Source organism: Mycobacterium kyogaense, from assembly GCF_003254575.1.
GTDB classification, from domain to species: Bacteria; Actinomycetota; Actinomycetes; order Mycobacteriales; family Mycobacteriaceae; genus Mycobacterium; species Mycobacterium kyogaense.
This window is the reverse complement of record NZ_QJUA01000072.1, coordinates 1-14,995: the sequence shown is the minus strand read 5'-3', so window position 1 is coordinate 14,995 and position 14,995 is coordinate 1. Positions and strand designations below refer to the sequence as shown.

At 69.0% G+C, this 14,995-nt stretch carries 14 protein-coding genes; 10 read left to right on the top strand and 4 right to left on the bottom strand.

From position 1 onward, the window contains the following. On the bottom strand, nt 1-2,419 hold a 2,419-nt coding region (locus tag DMB80_RS26865), incomplete at its 3' end, for an ATP-binding protein (RefSeq protein ID WP_111512617.1). 52 nt (nt 2,420-2,471) lie between these two features. Further along, nucleotides 2,472-3,638 (bottom strand): catalase family protein, encoded by a 1,167-nt coding sequence (locus tag DMB80_RS26860; RefSeq protein ID WP_111512616.1) that lies wholly within the window; start codon nt 3,636-3,638, stop codon nt 2,472-2,474. Between the two features lie 158 nt (nt 3,639-3,796). Between DMB80_RS26860 and DMB80_RS26855 the strand changes: the two genes are divergently transcribed. Genes DMB80_RS26855 through DMB80_RS26845 form a run of 3 tightly spaced genes read left to right on the top strand, consistent with a single transcriptional unit; the run spans nt 3,797 to nt 5,184 of the window. Beyond that, nucleotides 3,797-4,462, top strand: a complete 666-nt coding sequence (locus DMB80_RS26855) for an HNH endonuclease (protein ID WP_046365902.1) — start codon at nt 3,797-3,799, stop codon at nt 4,460-4,462. A gap of 25 nt (nt 4,463-4,487) precedes the next feature. Continuing rightward, nucleotides 4,488-4,721, top strand: coding sequence for an aa3-type cytochrome oxidase subunit CtaJ (ctaJ, locus tag DMB80_RS26850; RefSeq protein ID WP_236694132.1), 234 nt, complete (start codon nt 4,488-4,490; stop codon nt 4,719-4,721). Continuing rightward, a complete protein-coding gene (locus tag DMB80_RS26845) occupies nt 4,708-5,184 on the top strand; it encodes a DUF5130 domain-containing protein (RefSeq protein WP_111512615.1) in 477 nt (158 codons plus the stop codon). Before ctaJ ends, DMB80_RS26845 begins: the two co-directional genes overlap by 14 nt. Nucleotides 5,185-5,201: 17 nt before the next feature. On the opposite strand, the gene DMB80_RS26840 is transcribed toward DMB80_RS26845, so the two are convergent. Continuing rightward, nucleotides 5,202-5,591: an HNH endonuclease gene (locus tag DMB80_RS26840; RefSeq protein WP_111512614.1), complete on the bottom strand. Its 390-nt coding sequence runs from the start codon at nt 5,589-5,591 to the stop codon at nt 5,202-5,204. 97 nt (nt 5,592-5,688) lie between these two features. Further along, nucleotides 5,689-8,274 (bottom strand): aminopeptidase N, encoded by a 2,586-nt coding sequence (gene pepN / locus DMB80_RS26835; protein WP_111512613.1) that lies wholly within the window; start codon nt 8,272-8,274, stop codon nt 5,689-5,691. 85 nt (nt 8,275-8,359) lie between these two features. Here pepN and DMB80_RS26830 point away from each other — a divergent pair, with 85 nt between their 5' ends. From DMB80_RS26830 to DMB80_RS26800, 7 genes are all read left to right on the top strand, one after another. Further along, entirely contained in the window at nt 8,360-8,968 is a 609-nt protein-coding gene (locus DMB80_RS26830) for a mycothiol-dependent nitroreductase Rv2466c family protein (protein WP_046364514.1), read from the top strand. 66 nt (nt 8,969-9,034) lie between these two features. Continuing rightward, complete coding sequence (locus tag DMB80_RS26825; protein ID WP_111512612.1) at nt 9,035-10,420, top strand: purine-cytosine permease family protein; 1,386 nt, start codon at nt 9,035-9,037, stop codon at nt 10,418-10,420. Next, entirely contained in the window at nt 10,417-10,860 is a 444-nt protein-coding gene (locus DMB80_RS26820) for a nucleoside deaminase (RefSeq protein WP_111512611.1), read from the top strand. The genes DMB80_RS26825 and DMB80_RS26820 overlap by 4 nt, the downstream gene beginning before the upstream one ends. Continuing rightward, nucleotides 10,857-11,816 carry an isopenicillin N synthase family dioxygenase gene (locus tag DMB80_RS26815; protein WP_111512610.1) on the top strand — a complete coding sequence of 320 codons (960 nt, stop codon included), beginning with the start codon at nt 10,857-10,859 and terminating at the stop codon, nt 11,814-11,816. Before DMB80_RS26820 ends, DMB80_RS26815 begins: the two co-directional genes overlap by 4 nt. Nucleotides 11,817-11,831: 15 nt before the next feature. Continuing rightward, nucleotides 11,832-12,305, top strand: a complete 474-nt coding sequence (locus DMB80_RS26810) for a ribose-5-phosphate isomerase (RefSeq protein ID WP_111512609.1) — start codon at nt 11,832-11,834, stop codon at nt 12,303-12,305. 101 nt (nt 12,306-12,406) lie between these two features. Continuing rightward, on the top strand, nt 12,407-13,207 hold the full coding sequence (locus DMB80_RS26805) for an Fpg/Nei family DNA glycosylase (RefSeq protein ID WP_111512608.1): 801 nt from the start codon (nt 12,407-12,409) through the stop codon (nt 13,205-13,207). A 42-nt stretch (nt 13,208-13,249) separates the two neighbouring features. Beyond that, nucleotides 13,250-14,938: a cation:proton antiporter gene (locus DMB80_RS26800; protein ID WP_111512607.1), complete on the top strand. Its 1,689-nt coding sequence runs from the start codon at nt 13,250-13,252 to the stop codon at nt 14,936-14,938. Nucleotides 14,939-14,995 lie beyond the last annotated feature (57 nt).

Below are 14,995 nucleotides of genomic sequence, written 5' to 3'. Positions count from 1 at the left end.
GAGGCTGGCCGAGGCGGGCGGCGGTCTTGATGGCGGGGGTCGACGCCCCGCCGCACGCCTCGGCCAGCCTCAACGCGGCAGCCCCCGATTCGGTGGTCCGTCGCCGATCGCCCGCGGCGTCGTGCAGCGGTGCGGCCTGTGCGGCCGCGTCGGCGGCCGACAGCATCAGGCCGGCCCGCTCGAAGTCGGCGCTGACGGCGTCCAACGCTGCGGCGTCACCGGCGGCGACGGCCGCGGCGTGGCGGGCGAACAACGGCACGACGGTCCCGTGCACGAGTTCGGCGAGTTCGGCGAGTCGATCGGCCGTGCTGCGATCCCCGAACCGGGTGGCGTGGTGCAGCGCCTCGGCCTCGAGCGCGAACTGGCCGGATCGCCGCGCGTTGTCGGCGGCGGCCCTGGCCAGTTCGACGGCATTGCGCTCCATGCCTTTGGCCGCGGCGTACCAGGAGCGCGAGATCAGCCGCTGCGGTTCGTGCAGCGCCATCGACGGGCCGGAGTGCTCGGCGGCGTCGGTGAGGACGCGCTCGGCCTCGCCGACGCGTCCGAGGGCGGCGTAGGCGCGGGCCAGCAGCAGCCGTCCGGGCAGCTGCCAGGGGAGTGGGCTCTCCGCCGACAGCGCCGCCAGCGCCTGCTCGATGGACGACACCACCTCTGGGAAGTCGCCGCGCGCGGTCGCGACGACACCGGCCATGATCTTGGCGATCGCCCAGGCGAGGAACTGGCCGACGGAGGAGAAGTCGGCGTAGCGCAGGGCGCGCTCGGCGGCGGTCTCGAAGTCACCCATGTGGGTCAGCGCCAGCACGTCGCAGTAGCGGACCATCACGCGGATCATGCCGTCGGTGGCCTTCTGGTCGGCGCGGCAGCGCGCGGCGATCGGTTCGAACTCGTCGCCGCGGCCCGCGACAGGCATCGCCAGCCCGGCGGCGAAGGCGGCGAACTCGACGGCCTGCTCGGGCGCCTGCGGGTCGGCCAGCACGGCCAACGCCTCGTCGATTCCGTCGGCGATCCTGTTCTCGTGCACCGCCATTGCCGCGGCGGTCGCGCGCAGGATCAGTTCCAGGAGTGGAATGCGCACGCGTTCACGCACGAGCGCGAGCACCTCGTGCGCCTTGGTCACCTCGCCCATCGACCAGAACAGCGTCGACACCCGCGGCACACCCCACTGCACCAGTTGCACCTCGTCGAGCTCGTCCGGGGTGAACTGGGCGAGAATCGCGTCGGCGTCGGCGGGCATGCCCTGCCAGAGCAGCGCCCGGGACAGCAGCGCGCCGGAGGCGAGGCTGCCGGTCCGTTCGAATGCGCTGCGGGCCAGCCGTTCTCCGAGGGGCAGGTTGGACAGGAAGATCGCGTCCTTGGCGGCCGCGGTGAGCAGGTCGATGTCGACGCTCTGATCGCTGTCGATCGACAGGTTCGCCATCCGGATGCGGCTCGCGGCGGTGGAGAGTTCGCGGCGCCGCAGGATCTGCACCACCTGGCCCTTGAGCCGACGTTCGGCGGCCCGGCCGATCTTGGTCCGCACGACGTCACCGACGAGCGGGTGGCTGAAGCGGGCGTTCAGAGTGGGGCCGTCCTCGGTGAAGCGGATCAGCCCTCGCATCTCGGCCTCGTCGACCGCGGCGTCGCCGACCAGTTGGGTGAGCGCGTCGGAGTCCAGCGGTTCGCACAGCGCGAGCAGCTTCAACGCGGTCATGACCTCGTCACCGGCGGTGTCCAGCCGCGTTTCCAGCAGCGCGACCAAACCCGACGGCACGGCCGTCGGGCCGCGCAGCTGCCACACGTCGCCCGTTCTGCGCAGCGTCCCCGCATCGATGGACCCTTCGACCAGATGGCGCAGGAACAGTGGATTGCCGCCCGAGGATTGCCACATCAGGTCGGCCGACAGCCCCTCGAGCCGTCCGCCGATCACCGATTCGACCAGCCTGATGCTCTGGGCCTTGGTGAACGGCTGCAGTTCGATGCGGCGCAGATAGCCGTCCTTCCACAGCGAGGTCACGGCGTCGGGCACCGGCTCCCCGCTGCGCACCGTGGCCAGGATTCGGCCGGACTGGTCGACGGCGAGCTGGTGCAGCAGCGTGGCCGAGAGCTCGTCGAGCAGATGCGCGTCGTCCACGCCGACGATGCTGTTGCCCTGTGCGACAAGCGATTCCCGGGCACAGGCGAGGAGCGCAGTGGCGTCGCGGGATGTACTGGAACCCACCAGGTGGGCGAAGACGCCGAGCGGAATGCTGCGCGACGACTTCGTCGACGCCACCCAATGCACTTCTGAGCGCACCGATTCCGTCACCATCCGGGCGAGCGTGGTCTTGCCGACGCCGGCGTCGCCGACGAGTACAGCACCGTACGAATCGGCTCCCGTCAGCGCGGACCGTACGGCGTCGAATTCCGCAGGACGGTCGAGCAGCTGCCAACCATGCGGCATGTTCGGTGAGTCTAATGGGCAGAGACCGCCAGTTCTCGCTAATGGTGCTCAGTTAGCCGGCGGGCGCGGCCCCCTCGAATGCCGACAGGTCGGTCGGTTCCGTGGGGGGAATGCCGTTCTTGGCGTGCCGGTATTCGCTCGAGGCCTCGTACACGCGCAGCTTCAAGCGGTTGATCGACCCCAGCGGGCGGTGTTCGGCGATGCCGCGCCACGAGTTGAATGCCAGTGCGTCGTCGGCGAATTCACGCAGGACCTCGTCGTATCCGGTTTGCTCGGGGAAGTGGATCGTCGCCACGGGCCGATACGGTGAGACGGCCTCGGGCCACTCCACCGTGGCATCTTCGAGCGGCATTCGGGTCTCGTCGGTGCACAGCTGCACCGCCACCTCGTACTCTGCTGGTTTGCTCGCGCAGTACGAGGCGACCGCCCGCGAGGCGGCGTCGTAGTGGCCGTCGTCGATCGTCGCCGGAACCGCGCCGGCAACGGTGGCCGGCGTCGGGGCCACCCGCAGCTTTGCCACGTGATCACCGAACCGCACCGGCGCGGCGGTGTAGAACGTCTGCCGCAACGGGTGGTGATTGGGTTCGGCGAACACGCGCAGCTTGGCGGGCAGGTCACGTCCCGCGCGCTGCGCGACGCGTCGCACCGCCCGCAGCACACGGTTGATCGCCAGCATCCCGGGGTCGGGCAGCGCGGTCAGGATTCGGGCGGTCCGCATGCCGGCCTTCGAGTAGTCGGCGGCGTCGCGGAACAGGAACGCCGGTTCGGTGACGAACACGAAGTCCTGGTTGTCGTCGGGGAAGCGGGCCTCGGCGCGCTCCCCGCTCGGGCCCCTCACCCCGAGGATCTTCAGCCCCAGGCCACGCACGCCGCGCACCTGGTCGGAGCGGATGGCCCCCGAGGTCTGGGAGATCCGGGCGATCACGTCGAACGTTGCTCCCGGTTCGGCGAACATGCCCTGGCGCAGGGTCGGGTCGAGGTCGGAGTGCACGGTCAGCTGCCCGGCCAGCACCGCGCAGCTCTTGGCGTGCGCGTCGCGGATGGCGTGCGGTCGGCCGTGCCTGCGGTACTTCGCGAAGCAGCGGCTCTTCAGGTACTGGAACTGGTTGTTGCGGTGCAGATCGGCCACCAGGGCCGAGATCAGCTGCTCCTCGCCCGGTGGAAACGCGGCCATGGTGGGCTCGTAGCGCAGAAAAGTGTGTGTTCCCCCGTCGGTCATGGGCCCAGTCTGAAGCCACCGGCCGATACCGGCACGAGTAATGCGCTACCTGCAATCAGCGGGCGGTCACGAGATGTTCACCGGACTGACCAGCGAACACGACCAGAATTGTCGTGCGATCTCCGGTGATCCGTGGTGGACTGTCGAGCGGAGGACGTATGGCGCAGCGCAGAAATGTTCGCGGCCACCGGCACCACGGGACCGCGACGAGTTCGACCGGGTCGATAGCGACTGCCCCTGCGCGCGCTCTGCACAGCCTCACCGCGGGGGCGGACGCTCTCACCCCGGTGACGCCGGAGCCGTCGATCTGGGGCCGCCGCCGGGTCCTGCTCCTCAACTCCACGTTCGAACCGTTGACCGCGCTGCCGATGCGGCGAGCCGTCGTCATGCTGATGTGCGGCAAGGCCGACGTGGTGCACGACGATCCGCTGGGGCCGGTCATCCATTCGGCGAGCCGCACGATCGTCGTGCCGTCGGTGATCCGTCTGCGCACCTACGTGCGGGTGCCGTACCGGGCGCGGGTGCCGATGACGCGGGCAGCGCTGATGCACCGCGACCGGTTCCGGTGCGCGTACTGCGGCGCCAAGGCGGACACCGTCGACCACGTGATTCCGCGCAGCCGCGGTGGCGGACACTCATGGGAGAACTGCGTGGCGGCGTGCTCGCCGTGCAATCACCGCAAAGCCGATCGGCTGCTGAGCGAGCTGGGCTGGACACTGCGCGCCACCCCGGTGCCGCCGAAGGGGCAGCACTGGCGATTACTCTCCAGCGTCAAAGAACTCGACCCGGCATGGGTGAGATACCTGGGTGAGGGCGCGGCCTGACCGGCGCGTGCGTTACGGTTTGCCCGTGAACAACACTGCTCTGTTGCACGCGAGCTTCCTGCTGATTCCGCTCGCTCTCGCCGGCATCCTGGCGTTGTTGATCTACCGCAAGAAGGGGCCGCACCCCGCGACGTACAACCTCGCGGAGACGTGGACTCACGAGCCCATCCTGTGGGCAGCGGACGAACCCGCGGATCACGGCCATGGGGGCCACGGTTCGCACGTGACGATCGGAGGCGGCGCAAGTGGCAACTGGTGAGATCACCCGGGCCGGAGCCCTCGACCTGGCGGAGCTTCCGTACGGCTCGGTCGTCACCGCGAGTGGGCGGATCTCCGGGGTCACCGAGCCCGGCGAGCTGTCCGTGCACTACCCGTTCCCGACGCGGGACCTGGTGGTTCTCGACAATGCGCTGAAGTTCGGGTCGCGGGCGGCGAAGGCCCGCTTCGCGGTCTACGTCGGCGACCTCGGCGCGGACACCGCCGCGACGGCGCGGGCGATCCTGGGCCGCGTGCCGACCCCCGACAATGCGGTGCTTCTCGCCGTGTCGCCCAACCAGCGGGCCATCGAGGTCGTCTACGGCGCGAAGGTCAAGGGCCGGGGCATCGAGGAGGCCGCCCCGCTGGGCGTGTCCGCGGCCGCCGCGTCGTTCCGCGAAGGCAACCTGATCGACGGCTTGATCAGCGGCGTTCGCGTGCTGTCGGCGGGCGTCTCGCCGCGCTGATTCTCACGAAAGTGCACTCACGGTAGCTGACCCGCGTCAGCGACTACCGGGAGTGCACTTTCGGCGTTTGCGGCCAGGAGGGTGGCGCGGATCGCCACGTAGCGCTCCAGGAACAGCCGCTCGTCGAGCCGCTTGCGGCGCAGCCAGCCGGTGACTTCGTCGTTGCACTTGCTGGCATTGCAGGGCCCGCACGCGGGGACCACGTTGTCCACGGTGTAGCGCCCGCCGCGCGAGATCGCCATCACGCAGTCCCGCTGCAGCGAGGCCGTCGTCGCGCCGCAGTAGGCGCACCCGTTCCAGGCCGCCTTGATCGCCGTCCACTGGGCGTCGGTGAGGTCGTTCACGACGGCAGCGACGCGGCGCTTGCGCCGACGCGCCGCCCTTTCCCTGCGACTGTTGACCGCCACCGCGTGAGCCTATGCGCGCTCGACCGCCGCGAGCGCGCGTGGACTGCCGTCCGCGAGCGGCGTGTCGCGTGCAAACACGCTCCCTCGCGGCGCTGGGCTACCCCGCGTCGAACTCGCGGGCGCGCAGCGACCGCTCGACCCCGGCTCGACCTTCGAGCACCAGCCGGCGCAGCGCCGGCGGCACCTCGGGGTCGGACAGGAACCGGTCGGCGGCCTCGAGCGCGTCGGCGCTGATGTCCCACGACGGGTACAGCCCGACCACGACGGTCTGCGCCACCTCGCTGGACCGCCGCTCCCACACTCCGGAGATCGCCTCGAAGTAGCGGTCCCGGAACGGAGCCAGAATCTCACCCTGCCCGAGGCCCGCGAAACCGCCGATGATCGCCCGCGCGGTGATGTTGGCCAGCGTGTCGTCCTCGACCACCTGCTGCCAGGCCGATTCCTTGACCGCTGCCTGCGGGCGCGCCGCCGCGGCGGCAGCGGCCTGGCGCCGGCCCGCTGCGGTCGGATCGTTGGCGGCTTCGGCGTCGATCATCGGGGTCTCGGTGCCATCGGCGTCGAGCACGCCGGCGCGCGCCAGCGCCGTCACCACCCGCCACCGCAGATCGGTGTCGACCACCAGACCCTCGAGGTTCACCGCGGCCGGCTCGTTGTCCAGCAGCGTCTCGAGCACCGCGACGTGGTTGGGGGCGAGCACCGACGAGCACAGCGCGTTGACGAACGCGAGCTGGTGATCCGAGCCGGGCGCCGATTCGCGGGCCAGGTCCAGCAGTGTGTCGCCGAAGGCGGGCCAGCCGTTCTCCGCGGCCCACTGCGGGTTCGCGTAGGACGCCAGTGCGGTCTGCGCCTGCAGCACAAGCCGTTGCGCCACACCGACTTCCGATTCGGCGTGCAGGCCGCTCATCACCAGTGCGACGAAGTCGCGGGCGCGCAGCTCGGCGTCGCGGGTCATCTCCCACGCTGCAGACCAGGCAAGCGTGCGGGGGAGTGGTTCGGCGATGTCGGCAATGCGGGCGAGCACCGTCTGCAGGGAGTCGGGGTCCAGGCGCAGTGAGCAGTAGGTGAAGTCGTCGTCGTTGACCAGGATCAGCTTGCCGCGCTTCACGCCGGTCAGGCCGGGCACTTCGGTCGTCGACCCGTCGACGTCGAGCTCTTCACGGTGCACCCGCACCAACTTGCCCGACGCGTCGTCGTCGTAGATGCCCACCGCGAGCCGGTGCACCCGGGTCTCCCCGGCGCCAGGTTTGGCGCCACCCTGTTCGATCGCGAACCGGGTGAACGCGCCGTCGGCGTCGACGTCGAAGTCGGGCCGCAGCGTGTTCAGGCCGGTTGTCTTGAGCCACTGCCGGCCCCAGCCGGACAGATCGCGGCCCGACGACTTCTCCAGCGCGCCCAGCAGATCACCGAAGGTCGCGTTGCCGAAAGCATGGTCGCGGAAGTAGTCCCGCAGGCCTGCGAGGAACGCCTCGAGCCCTACGTAGGCCACCAGCTGCTTGAGCACGCTGGCGCCCTTGGCGTAGGTGATGCCGTCGAAGTTCACCTCGACGGCGTGCAGGTCGGGGATGTCGGCGGCCACCGGATGCGTCGAGGGCAGCTGGTCCTGCCGGTACGCCCACGACTTCTCGACGTTGGCGAATGTCGTCCATGCCTGGTCGTACTCGGTGGCCTCGGCCTGGCACAGCACCGAGGCGAAGGTCGCGAAGGACTCGTTGAGCCACAGGTCATCCCACCACTGCATGGTGACGAGGTCGCCGAACCACATGTGCGCCATCTCGTGCAGCACGGTCTCGGCGCGGCGCTCGTAGGAGTAGCGGGTCACCTTGGACCGGAACACGTAGTCCTCGAGGAACGTCACCGCACCGGCGTTCTCCATCGCGCCCGCGTTGAACTCCGGGACGAACAGCTGGTCGTACTTGCCGAACGCGTACGGGGTGCCGAAGTTGTTGTGGTAGAAGCCAAACCCCTGCTTCGTCTCGGTGAACAGCCGGTCGGCGTCCATGTACTCGCCGAGTGACTTGCGGCAGAAGATGCCGAGCGGGATGTCGCCGTGGTCGTCGGTGTACACGTCGTCCCAGCGGGCGTAGGGCCCGGCGATCAACGCGACCAGGTAGGTGCTCATCCGCGGGGTGGCCTTGAACGTGTGCTTCTTGGCGCCGTTCTCGTCGGTGGTCTCGACGATTGCCCCGTTGGAGACCACCTCCCAGTGCGCGGGTGCGGTGACGGTGATGTCGAAGGCGGCCTTGAGGTCGGGCTGGTCGAAGCAGGCGAACATCCGCTTCGCGTCGGCGGTCTCGAATTGCGAGTACAGGTACACCTCGTCGTCGACGGGGTCGACGAAACGGTGCAGTCCCTCACCGGTGTTGGAGTAGCGGCAGTCCGCGTCGACGACGACGACGTTGTGCTCGGCGAGACCGGTGAGTGGGATTCCGGTCGACTCGTCGTAGCCGGACACGTCGATCTCGGTGCCGTTGAGCGTCGCGCTGCGGATCGAAGCCGCGGCCAGGTCGAGGTAGGTGTCGGCACCGGCGGTTGCATCGAATTCGACGGTCGTCACCGAGCGGAAGGTCGTCTCGCTGGGTGAGCCCTCGCCGTCGGTCAGGTCGAGGGCGACGCGGTAGCTGTCGACGGTGATCAGGGCGGCGCGTTCGGCAGCTTGGTCGCGCGTGAGATTAGGAAGGGCCACGCTCGTCAACACTAGTCTCAACCCGGGAAGACACGACGGGTCCAGATGGTTGACCCGGTCAACACCGACTCGAAGAGGAGACCTCATGGCCGAGAAGTCCCGCGCCGATTTCTGGTTCGACCCGCTGTGCCCCTGGTGTTGGATCACCTCGCGCTGGATTCTCGAAGTGGAGAAGGTCCGCGACATCGACGTCAACTTCCACGTGATGAGCCTCGCGGTGCTCAACGAAGGCAGAGACCTGCCCGAGGAGTACCAGGAGATGATGAAGAAGGCGTGGGGTCCGGTGCGCGTCGCGATCGCCGCCGAGCAGGCGCACGGTGCCGACGTGTTGGGGCCGCTGTACACAGCGATGGGTACGCGGATCCACAACCAGGACAACAAGGACTTCGCCGTGGTGATCGCGGAGTCCCTGGCCGAGGTGGGACTGCCGGCCGAACTCGCCGAGGCCGCCGACTCCGACGCCCATGACGAGGCGCTGCGCAAGAGCCACCACGAGGGTATGGACGCCGTCGGCGACGACGTCGGTACGCCCACCATCCACGTCAACGGGGTGGCGTTCTTCGGACCGGTGCTGTCGAAGATCCCGCGCGGGGAAGAGGCCGGAAAGCTGTGGGACGCCTCGGTGACGTTCGCGGCCTACCCCCACTTCTGGGAGCTCAAGCGCTCCCGCACCGAGGCGCCGACGTTCGACTGAGGGCTGTTTGTTTCCGGCAGGTTGCCTCCGGTTGCGCGGTGACGACGGCACCCTCACCGTAGATCGGTGACAGTCACCGAACGCAGCACCGATGGCTCCTACCGGGACCGTGTGGTCGCCGTCGAGCCGGGCGGCACCGAGTACATCTCCGAGGCCGACCGGCACGGGAAACCGAGCCAGCTGTTCTGGACGTGGACGTCGCCGAACCTGGAGTTCGCGACGATCTTCGTCGGCATGCTCGCGGTGCTCGCGTTCGGGATGACGTTCTGGCAGGCCGTGGCGGGCATCGTGCTCGGTACCGGCCTGGGTGCGATCGCCCACTACTTCCTGTCGGCGCGCGGTCCGTTGCACGGTGTGCCCCAGATGGTGTTGGGCCGCTTGGCGTTCGGCTTCAAGGGCAACGCGGTGCCTTCGGTGCTGATGTCGGTCACCGCGGGCGTGGGCTGGTTCGCCACCAACAGCGTGAGCGGCGCCTTCGCGCTGTCCACCCTGTTCGGTATCGGACCGCTGCTGGGCCTGGTGATCATCGTGGCCGCGCAGACGGCATTGGCGTTCTTCGGCCACAACCTGGTGCAGGCGTTCGAGCGGTACTCGTTCCCGGTGCTGGCGGTGGTGTTCCTCGCGGCCTCGGTGGCGATCTTCGCCCACGCCGACATCGGAAACGCCGCACCGGCCGCCGACGGGGTGGGCGGCCTGGGTGGCTTCCTGCTCACTGTCGGCACGTCGTTCGGTTACGCGGCCGGCTGGACCCCGTACGCCGCGGACTTCACGCGCTATCTGCCTGCGACGGTGTCCGGGCCGCGCACCGGATTCTTCGCTGCGGCTGGGCTTTTCACCGCATGCGCGGTTCTCGAAGTGGTGGGCGCGGCGTCGGTGACGACGGGGGAGGCCTCGCTGGCCGATCCGACCGGATCGTTCACCGCCGAGCTGGCGTCGCCCCTGGCCAAGGCCACGCTGTTGGCGATCGCCGTCGGCGCGATCGCGGCCAATGCGATCAACGTCTACTCCGGTGCGATGGCGTTCGTCTCGACCGGCATCACCCTTCCTGCCCACGTGGCCCGGGCACTGGTGACGGTGTTCTTCGGCGTCGCGGGATTCCTCGTCGCGTGGTGGGCGCTGCCCGACGCCGCGCACAGCTATGAGGCGTTCCTGCTGATCATCGCCTACTGGGTGGGGCCGTGGCTGGGTGTGGTGTTCGCCGACCAGTACCTTCGGCGCGGACGGCCCGTCGCGCACCTGCTCTACGACCGCTCGTACACGAACTGGGGCGGGCTCGCAGCGTTCCTGATCGGCCTGGTCGTCTCCGTGGTGCTGTTCGCCAATCAGGAGAAGCTGGTCGGTGTCGTGGCCGCGGCCGCGCCGCAACTGGGTGACATCACGTTCTTCGTCGGTTTCGTGCTCGCCGGGGCAGCATACTGGGTGCTGTGCCGACCAGCGATCACCAAGCAATGACATCAGCGCAGACGATGCTCGACACAGCCGTCGAGGAGGCGCGAAAAGGATTGGCGGAAGGCGGCATACCCATCGGTGCCGCCCTGTTCGCCGCCGACGGGACACTGCTGGGCAGCGGGCACAACCAGCGGGTGCAGCGCGACGATCCGTCGATCCATGCGGAGACCGACGCGTTCCGCAACGCGGGCCGTCAGCGCGGATACGCCTCGACCACGATGGTGACCACGCTGTCGCCGTGCTGGTACTGCAGCGGACTGGTACGGCAGTTCAACATCGGGGCGGTGGTGATCGGCGAGAGCACGACCTTCACCGGTGGGCACGACTGGCTGGCCGAGCACGGCGTGAAGGTCACCGTGCTCGACGACGAGAGGTGCGTGACGATGATGACGGACTTCATCGCGGCGCATCCCGAACTGTGGGCGGAGGACATCGGCGAGTGAGTGTGATTGCCAGCATCGATCTTTCACGATGGCGACAGGGAGGCGCGGACGCCGAGGCGGTGGCTGCCGAGGTGGACGAGGGCCTGCAGCGGGCCGGCTTCATCTTGGTGACCGGGCACGGCGTCGACGCCACGCTGGCAGCCGACGTACGGGCGGCGGCGCGGGAGTTCTTCGCGTTGCCCGCGGCGGTGAAGACTCGGTACGCGGTGCCGGTCGGCGGGCACGGATGGATAGGTCCGGGCGCGGAGGCCAACGGTTACGCGGAGGGCACCGAGACCCCGCCCGATCTGAAGGAGAGCTTCAGCCTGGGCGCGGAGACCGCCACCGGGGACCCCGAGGTCGATCGAATCTGGTTCGCGCCCAACGTGTGGCCCTCCGAGGTCCCCGCACTGCACCGTCTTGTCGACGAATACACCGCGCAGATGCGCCGTGTCGCCGACGATCTGCTGGCGCTGTTCGCACACGCACTTCGCCTGCCGCTCAACCCTTTTGCCGAGCTGGCGAGTATGCCGACGTGGACGATGAACATCAACCACTATCCGCCCGTCAGCGTGGTCGGGGATCCGGAGCCGGGGCAGTTCCGCATCGGCCCGCACACCGACTTCGGCACCGTGACGATCCTCGATCGCGAGCCGGGCGCCGGTGGCCTGCAGGTGTTCAGCGAGGAGGGCGGCTGGGAGGACGCGCCGTACGACCCGGCGGCGCTGACCGTCAACATCGGCGATCTGCTCGAATACTGGAGCGGTCGGCGCTGGCCGTCGGGCCGGCACCGGGTGCTGCCACCGCAGCCGCATGCTCCCGAAGAGGATCTGGTGTCGCTCATCTACTTCTACGAGGCCAACCACGATGCGCTCGTGACGCCGCTCGCACCGCCCGTCGGCCGGGTGGCGGGGCTGACCCCGGTGACGACGTCGGACTTCATCAAGGAACGCCTCGACGCCATCACCATCGGCTGAGCTACGGTATCGGCCATGCGTGTCTACCTCGGAGCCGATCATGCCGGATTTGAGCTCAAGCAGGCCGTCATCGAGCACCTGAGCGCGGCCGGGCACGAGCCCGTCGACTGCGGCGCCTTCACCTACGACGCCGAGGACGACTACCCGGCGTTCTGCATTGCTGCGGCCGAGAAGACGGTCGCCGACCCGGGAAGTCTCGGCATCGTGATCGGGGGCTCCGGCAACGGCGAGCAGATCGCCGCGAACAAGGTGCCCGGCGTCCGGTGCGCGCTGGCGTGGAGCACCGAGACGGCCCAGCTGGCCCGTGAGCACAACAACGCCCAGGTGATGGGCATCGGCGGTCGCATGCACACCACCGAGGACGCGCTCGCGATCATCGACGCATTTCTCGCGGCGAAGTGGTCGGAAGCGCCGCGTCACCAGCGCCGCATCGACATCCTCGCCGAGTACGAGAAGACTCACGTCTCGCCGCCCGTTCCCGGAGCCTGAGCCCCCGAGGATGTGACGAATCGGGCGCAAGCGCCGACGTCAGTCATTACGGCGCCCGGCCGGTTGCGCGCGCCGTAGGTACTGTGCCGCAGACTTGTCCGATGCCCGAAGGTCACACCATTCACCGCTTGGCGCGGCAGCACCAGCGGATGTTCAAGGGTCAGCGCGTAGCGGTCAGCAGTCCGCAGGGTCGGTTCATCGAGGGTGCCGATGCGGTCAACGGCAAGGTCTTCACCAAGGCCAGCGCCTACGGCAAGCATCTGTTCCACCACTACGACGGCGGCCGTATCGTGCACGTGCACCTCGGTCTGTACGGCAAGTTCGGTGTGTTCGATGCCACCGACGGTGTGCCCGATCCGGTCGGCCAGGTGCGGATGCGCATCATCGGCACCCAGAAAGGCACCGATCTGCGCGGCCCCACGGCCTGCGAGGTGGTCACCGAAGCCGAGGTCTCGGACATCCTCGCCCGGTTGGGTCCCGACCCGTTGCGCAAGGACGCCGACCCCGGCACGGCATTCACTCGAATCCACAAGTCCCGCAGGGTGATCGGGGCACTGCTGATGGACCAGTCGGTACTGGCAGGTGTCGGCAACGTGTACCGCAACGAACTGCTCTACCGGCACCGCATCGACCCGCACCGCCCGGGGACCAAGGTCGACGAAGCCGAATTCGACGATGCCTGGACCGACCTCGTCGAGTTGATGAACGTCGGGGTGCGCAAGGGCCGCATCATCACGATCCGCCCCGAAGACGATCACGGCCTGCCCTCGTACGGGCCACGGCGGCCGCGCACCTACGTGTATCGCCGCGCGGGCGACCCCTGCCGGATCTGCGACACCCCGATCCGCACCGAGGTGCTCGAAGGGCGCAACCTGTTCTGGTGCCCCACCTGCCAGACCTGATTCCGGCGGGCGCCCGGCCCGCCGACCCGGGAGAATCACCGGGTGGAATTGATCCTGGTCGTCGTCGGAGCCATCGTCGTCACCGCGGTGGCCCACCGCCGTGGGCTCGAACCCGCCCTGATCATCGTCGTCGTCGGCATCGCTGTGTCGTTCCTGCCCGGTTTCCGAGCGCCTGAACTCGACTCACACATCCTGCTGTCGGTGGTGTTGCCGCCGCTGCTGTATTCGGCCGCCCTGGACTTCTCGTTCCCGACGTTCCTGCGCAACATCAAGCCGATCCTCGGGCTCGGGGTCGGTCTGGTCGTCGTCACCGCGTTCACCGTCGCGCTGGTGTCGTCGTGGCTGGTCGTCGTGCCGTTGACGTTCGGCACGGCGCTGGTGCTCGGTGCCGTCGTCGCCCCGCCGGATGCGGTGACCGCTGTGGCGGTCGGACGCAAGCTCGGACTTCCCAAGCGGGTCATGTCGATCCTCACCGGGGAGAGCCTGATCAACGATGCGGCCGCGCTGGCCCTGTTCTCCGTGGCGGTCGCGCAGGTCGCAGGCAGCCACACCTTCATCGAGAACCCGGTGTTGCTGTTCGGCTACAGCGCGGTCCTCGGGCCGCTGGTCGGGGCGGCGCTCGGCTACATCACGCTGTGGATCCGGCGGCGCCTGGCCAACCCCGCCCTCGAGACGGTGCAGGGGTTGATGGTGCCGTTCGCGGCGTTCATCGTCGCCGAGGAGCTGCACGCCTCAGGAGTGCTCGCCGTGGTGGTGGCCGGGTTCGTGGTGGGTAGCGGCACCGTGGACGCCGGCTACCAGACCCGCCTGCAGGAGCGGTACGTGTGGAATTCGGTGGACGTGCTGCTCGAGGCGTTCGTGTTCGCCTACATCGGGCTGCATCTGCGCTTCGTGCTCGAGGATCTGCGCCAGGCCCACGAATCGCTGATCGAGGTCGCGGTCGCGTCGGCGATCGTGCTGCTGATCGTGCTGGTCATCCGGCCGCTGTCGGTGTTCGCGATGTTCAGCAGGGGAGTGCTGTCCCGGCAGGTCGAGAAGCGGCTCAGCGTGCCCGTTCCCGAGCAGGGTGGACGTGGCGCACTGGGCACCCGGCGGCGTGCCGCGGTCCCGCCGCGATGGCGTTCGCGCATCGACAACCGGGCGCTGAGCTGGCAGGAGAACGTCGTGGTGTCGTGGACCGGCATGCGCGGGGTGGTCACCCTTGCGGCGGCCGCGGCGATTCCGCTGACGACGGCGGCGGGTGAGCCGTTCCCGGAACGGGCCACCATCCAGGCCATCGCCTTCGTCGTCAGTGTCGGGACGCTTCTGCTGCAGGGGGCTACGCTGCCGTTGCTGATCCGCCGCCTCGAGCTGTCCGCCGACGCCGATCAGGCCTACACCGCGGCCGAGACCGAGAAGGCCGAGCAGGTGGTGCATGCTGCCGCAGCGTCGGTGCTCGGCGAATTCCGGGCCAACCCGCCCGCCGGTCTCGATCCGCGGATGCTCGCCGAGATCCGCGGAGTCGTCGCCAGGCACGCCCAGGACGCCGACGAGATGCCGGACCCGGATGCCCACACGCCGCGGGCCGAGGTGTTCGCCCAGCTCTACCGCGACGTGCTCTCCGCTCAGCGGCACGCGCTGATCGCCGAGCGCGACGAGGGGCGTATCGACGACGAGGCGGTGCGGGCGATGCTCGAACGCCTCGACCTGCAGGAGGCCGGGGTGTCGGCCCGTCTGGAGAGCCGGTTCTAGAAGTCGAACCCGCCGCCGCCGAAGTCGCCCCCACCGAAATCGCCGCCGCCCCAGTCT

Coding starts and splice junctions, on each gene's coding strand:
- DMB80_RS26860 (WP_111512616.1), bottom strand. CDS start 3,638: ATGACCGACGGGGGAACACACACTTTTCTGCGCTACGAGCCCACCATG.
- DMB80_RS26855 (WP_046365902.1), top strand. CDS start 3,797: ATGGCGCAGCGCAGAAATGTTCGCGGCCACCGGCACCACGGGACCGCG.
- DMB80_RS26830 (WP_046364514.1), top strand. CDS start 8,360: ATGGCCGAGAAGTCCCGCGCCGATTTCTGGTTCGACCCGCTGTGCCCC.
- DMB80_RS26820 (WP_111512611.1), top strand. CDS start 10,417: ATGACATCAGCGCAGACGATGCTCGACACAGCCGTCGAGGAGGCGCGA.
- DMB80_RS26810 (WP_111512609.1), top strand. CDS start 11,832: ATGCGTGTCTACCTCGGAGCCGATCATGCCGGATTTGAGCTCAAGCAG.
- DMB80_RS26805 (WP_111512608.1), top strand. CDS start 12,407: ATGCCCGAAGGTCACACCATTCACCGCTTGGCGCGGCAGCACCAGCGG.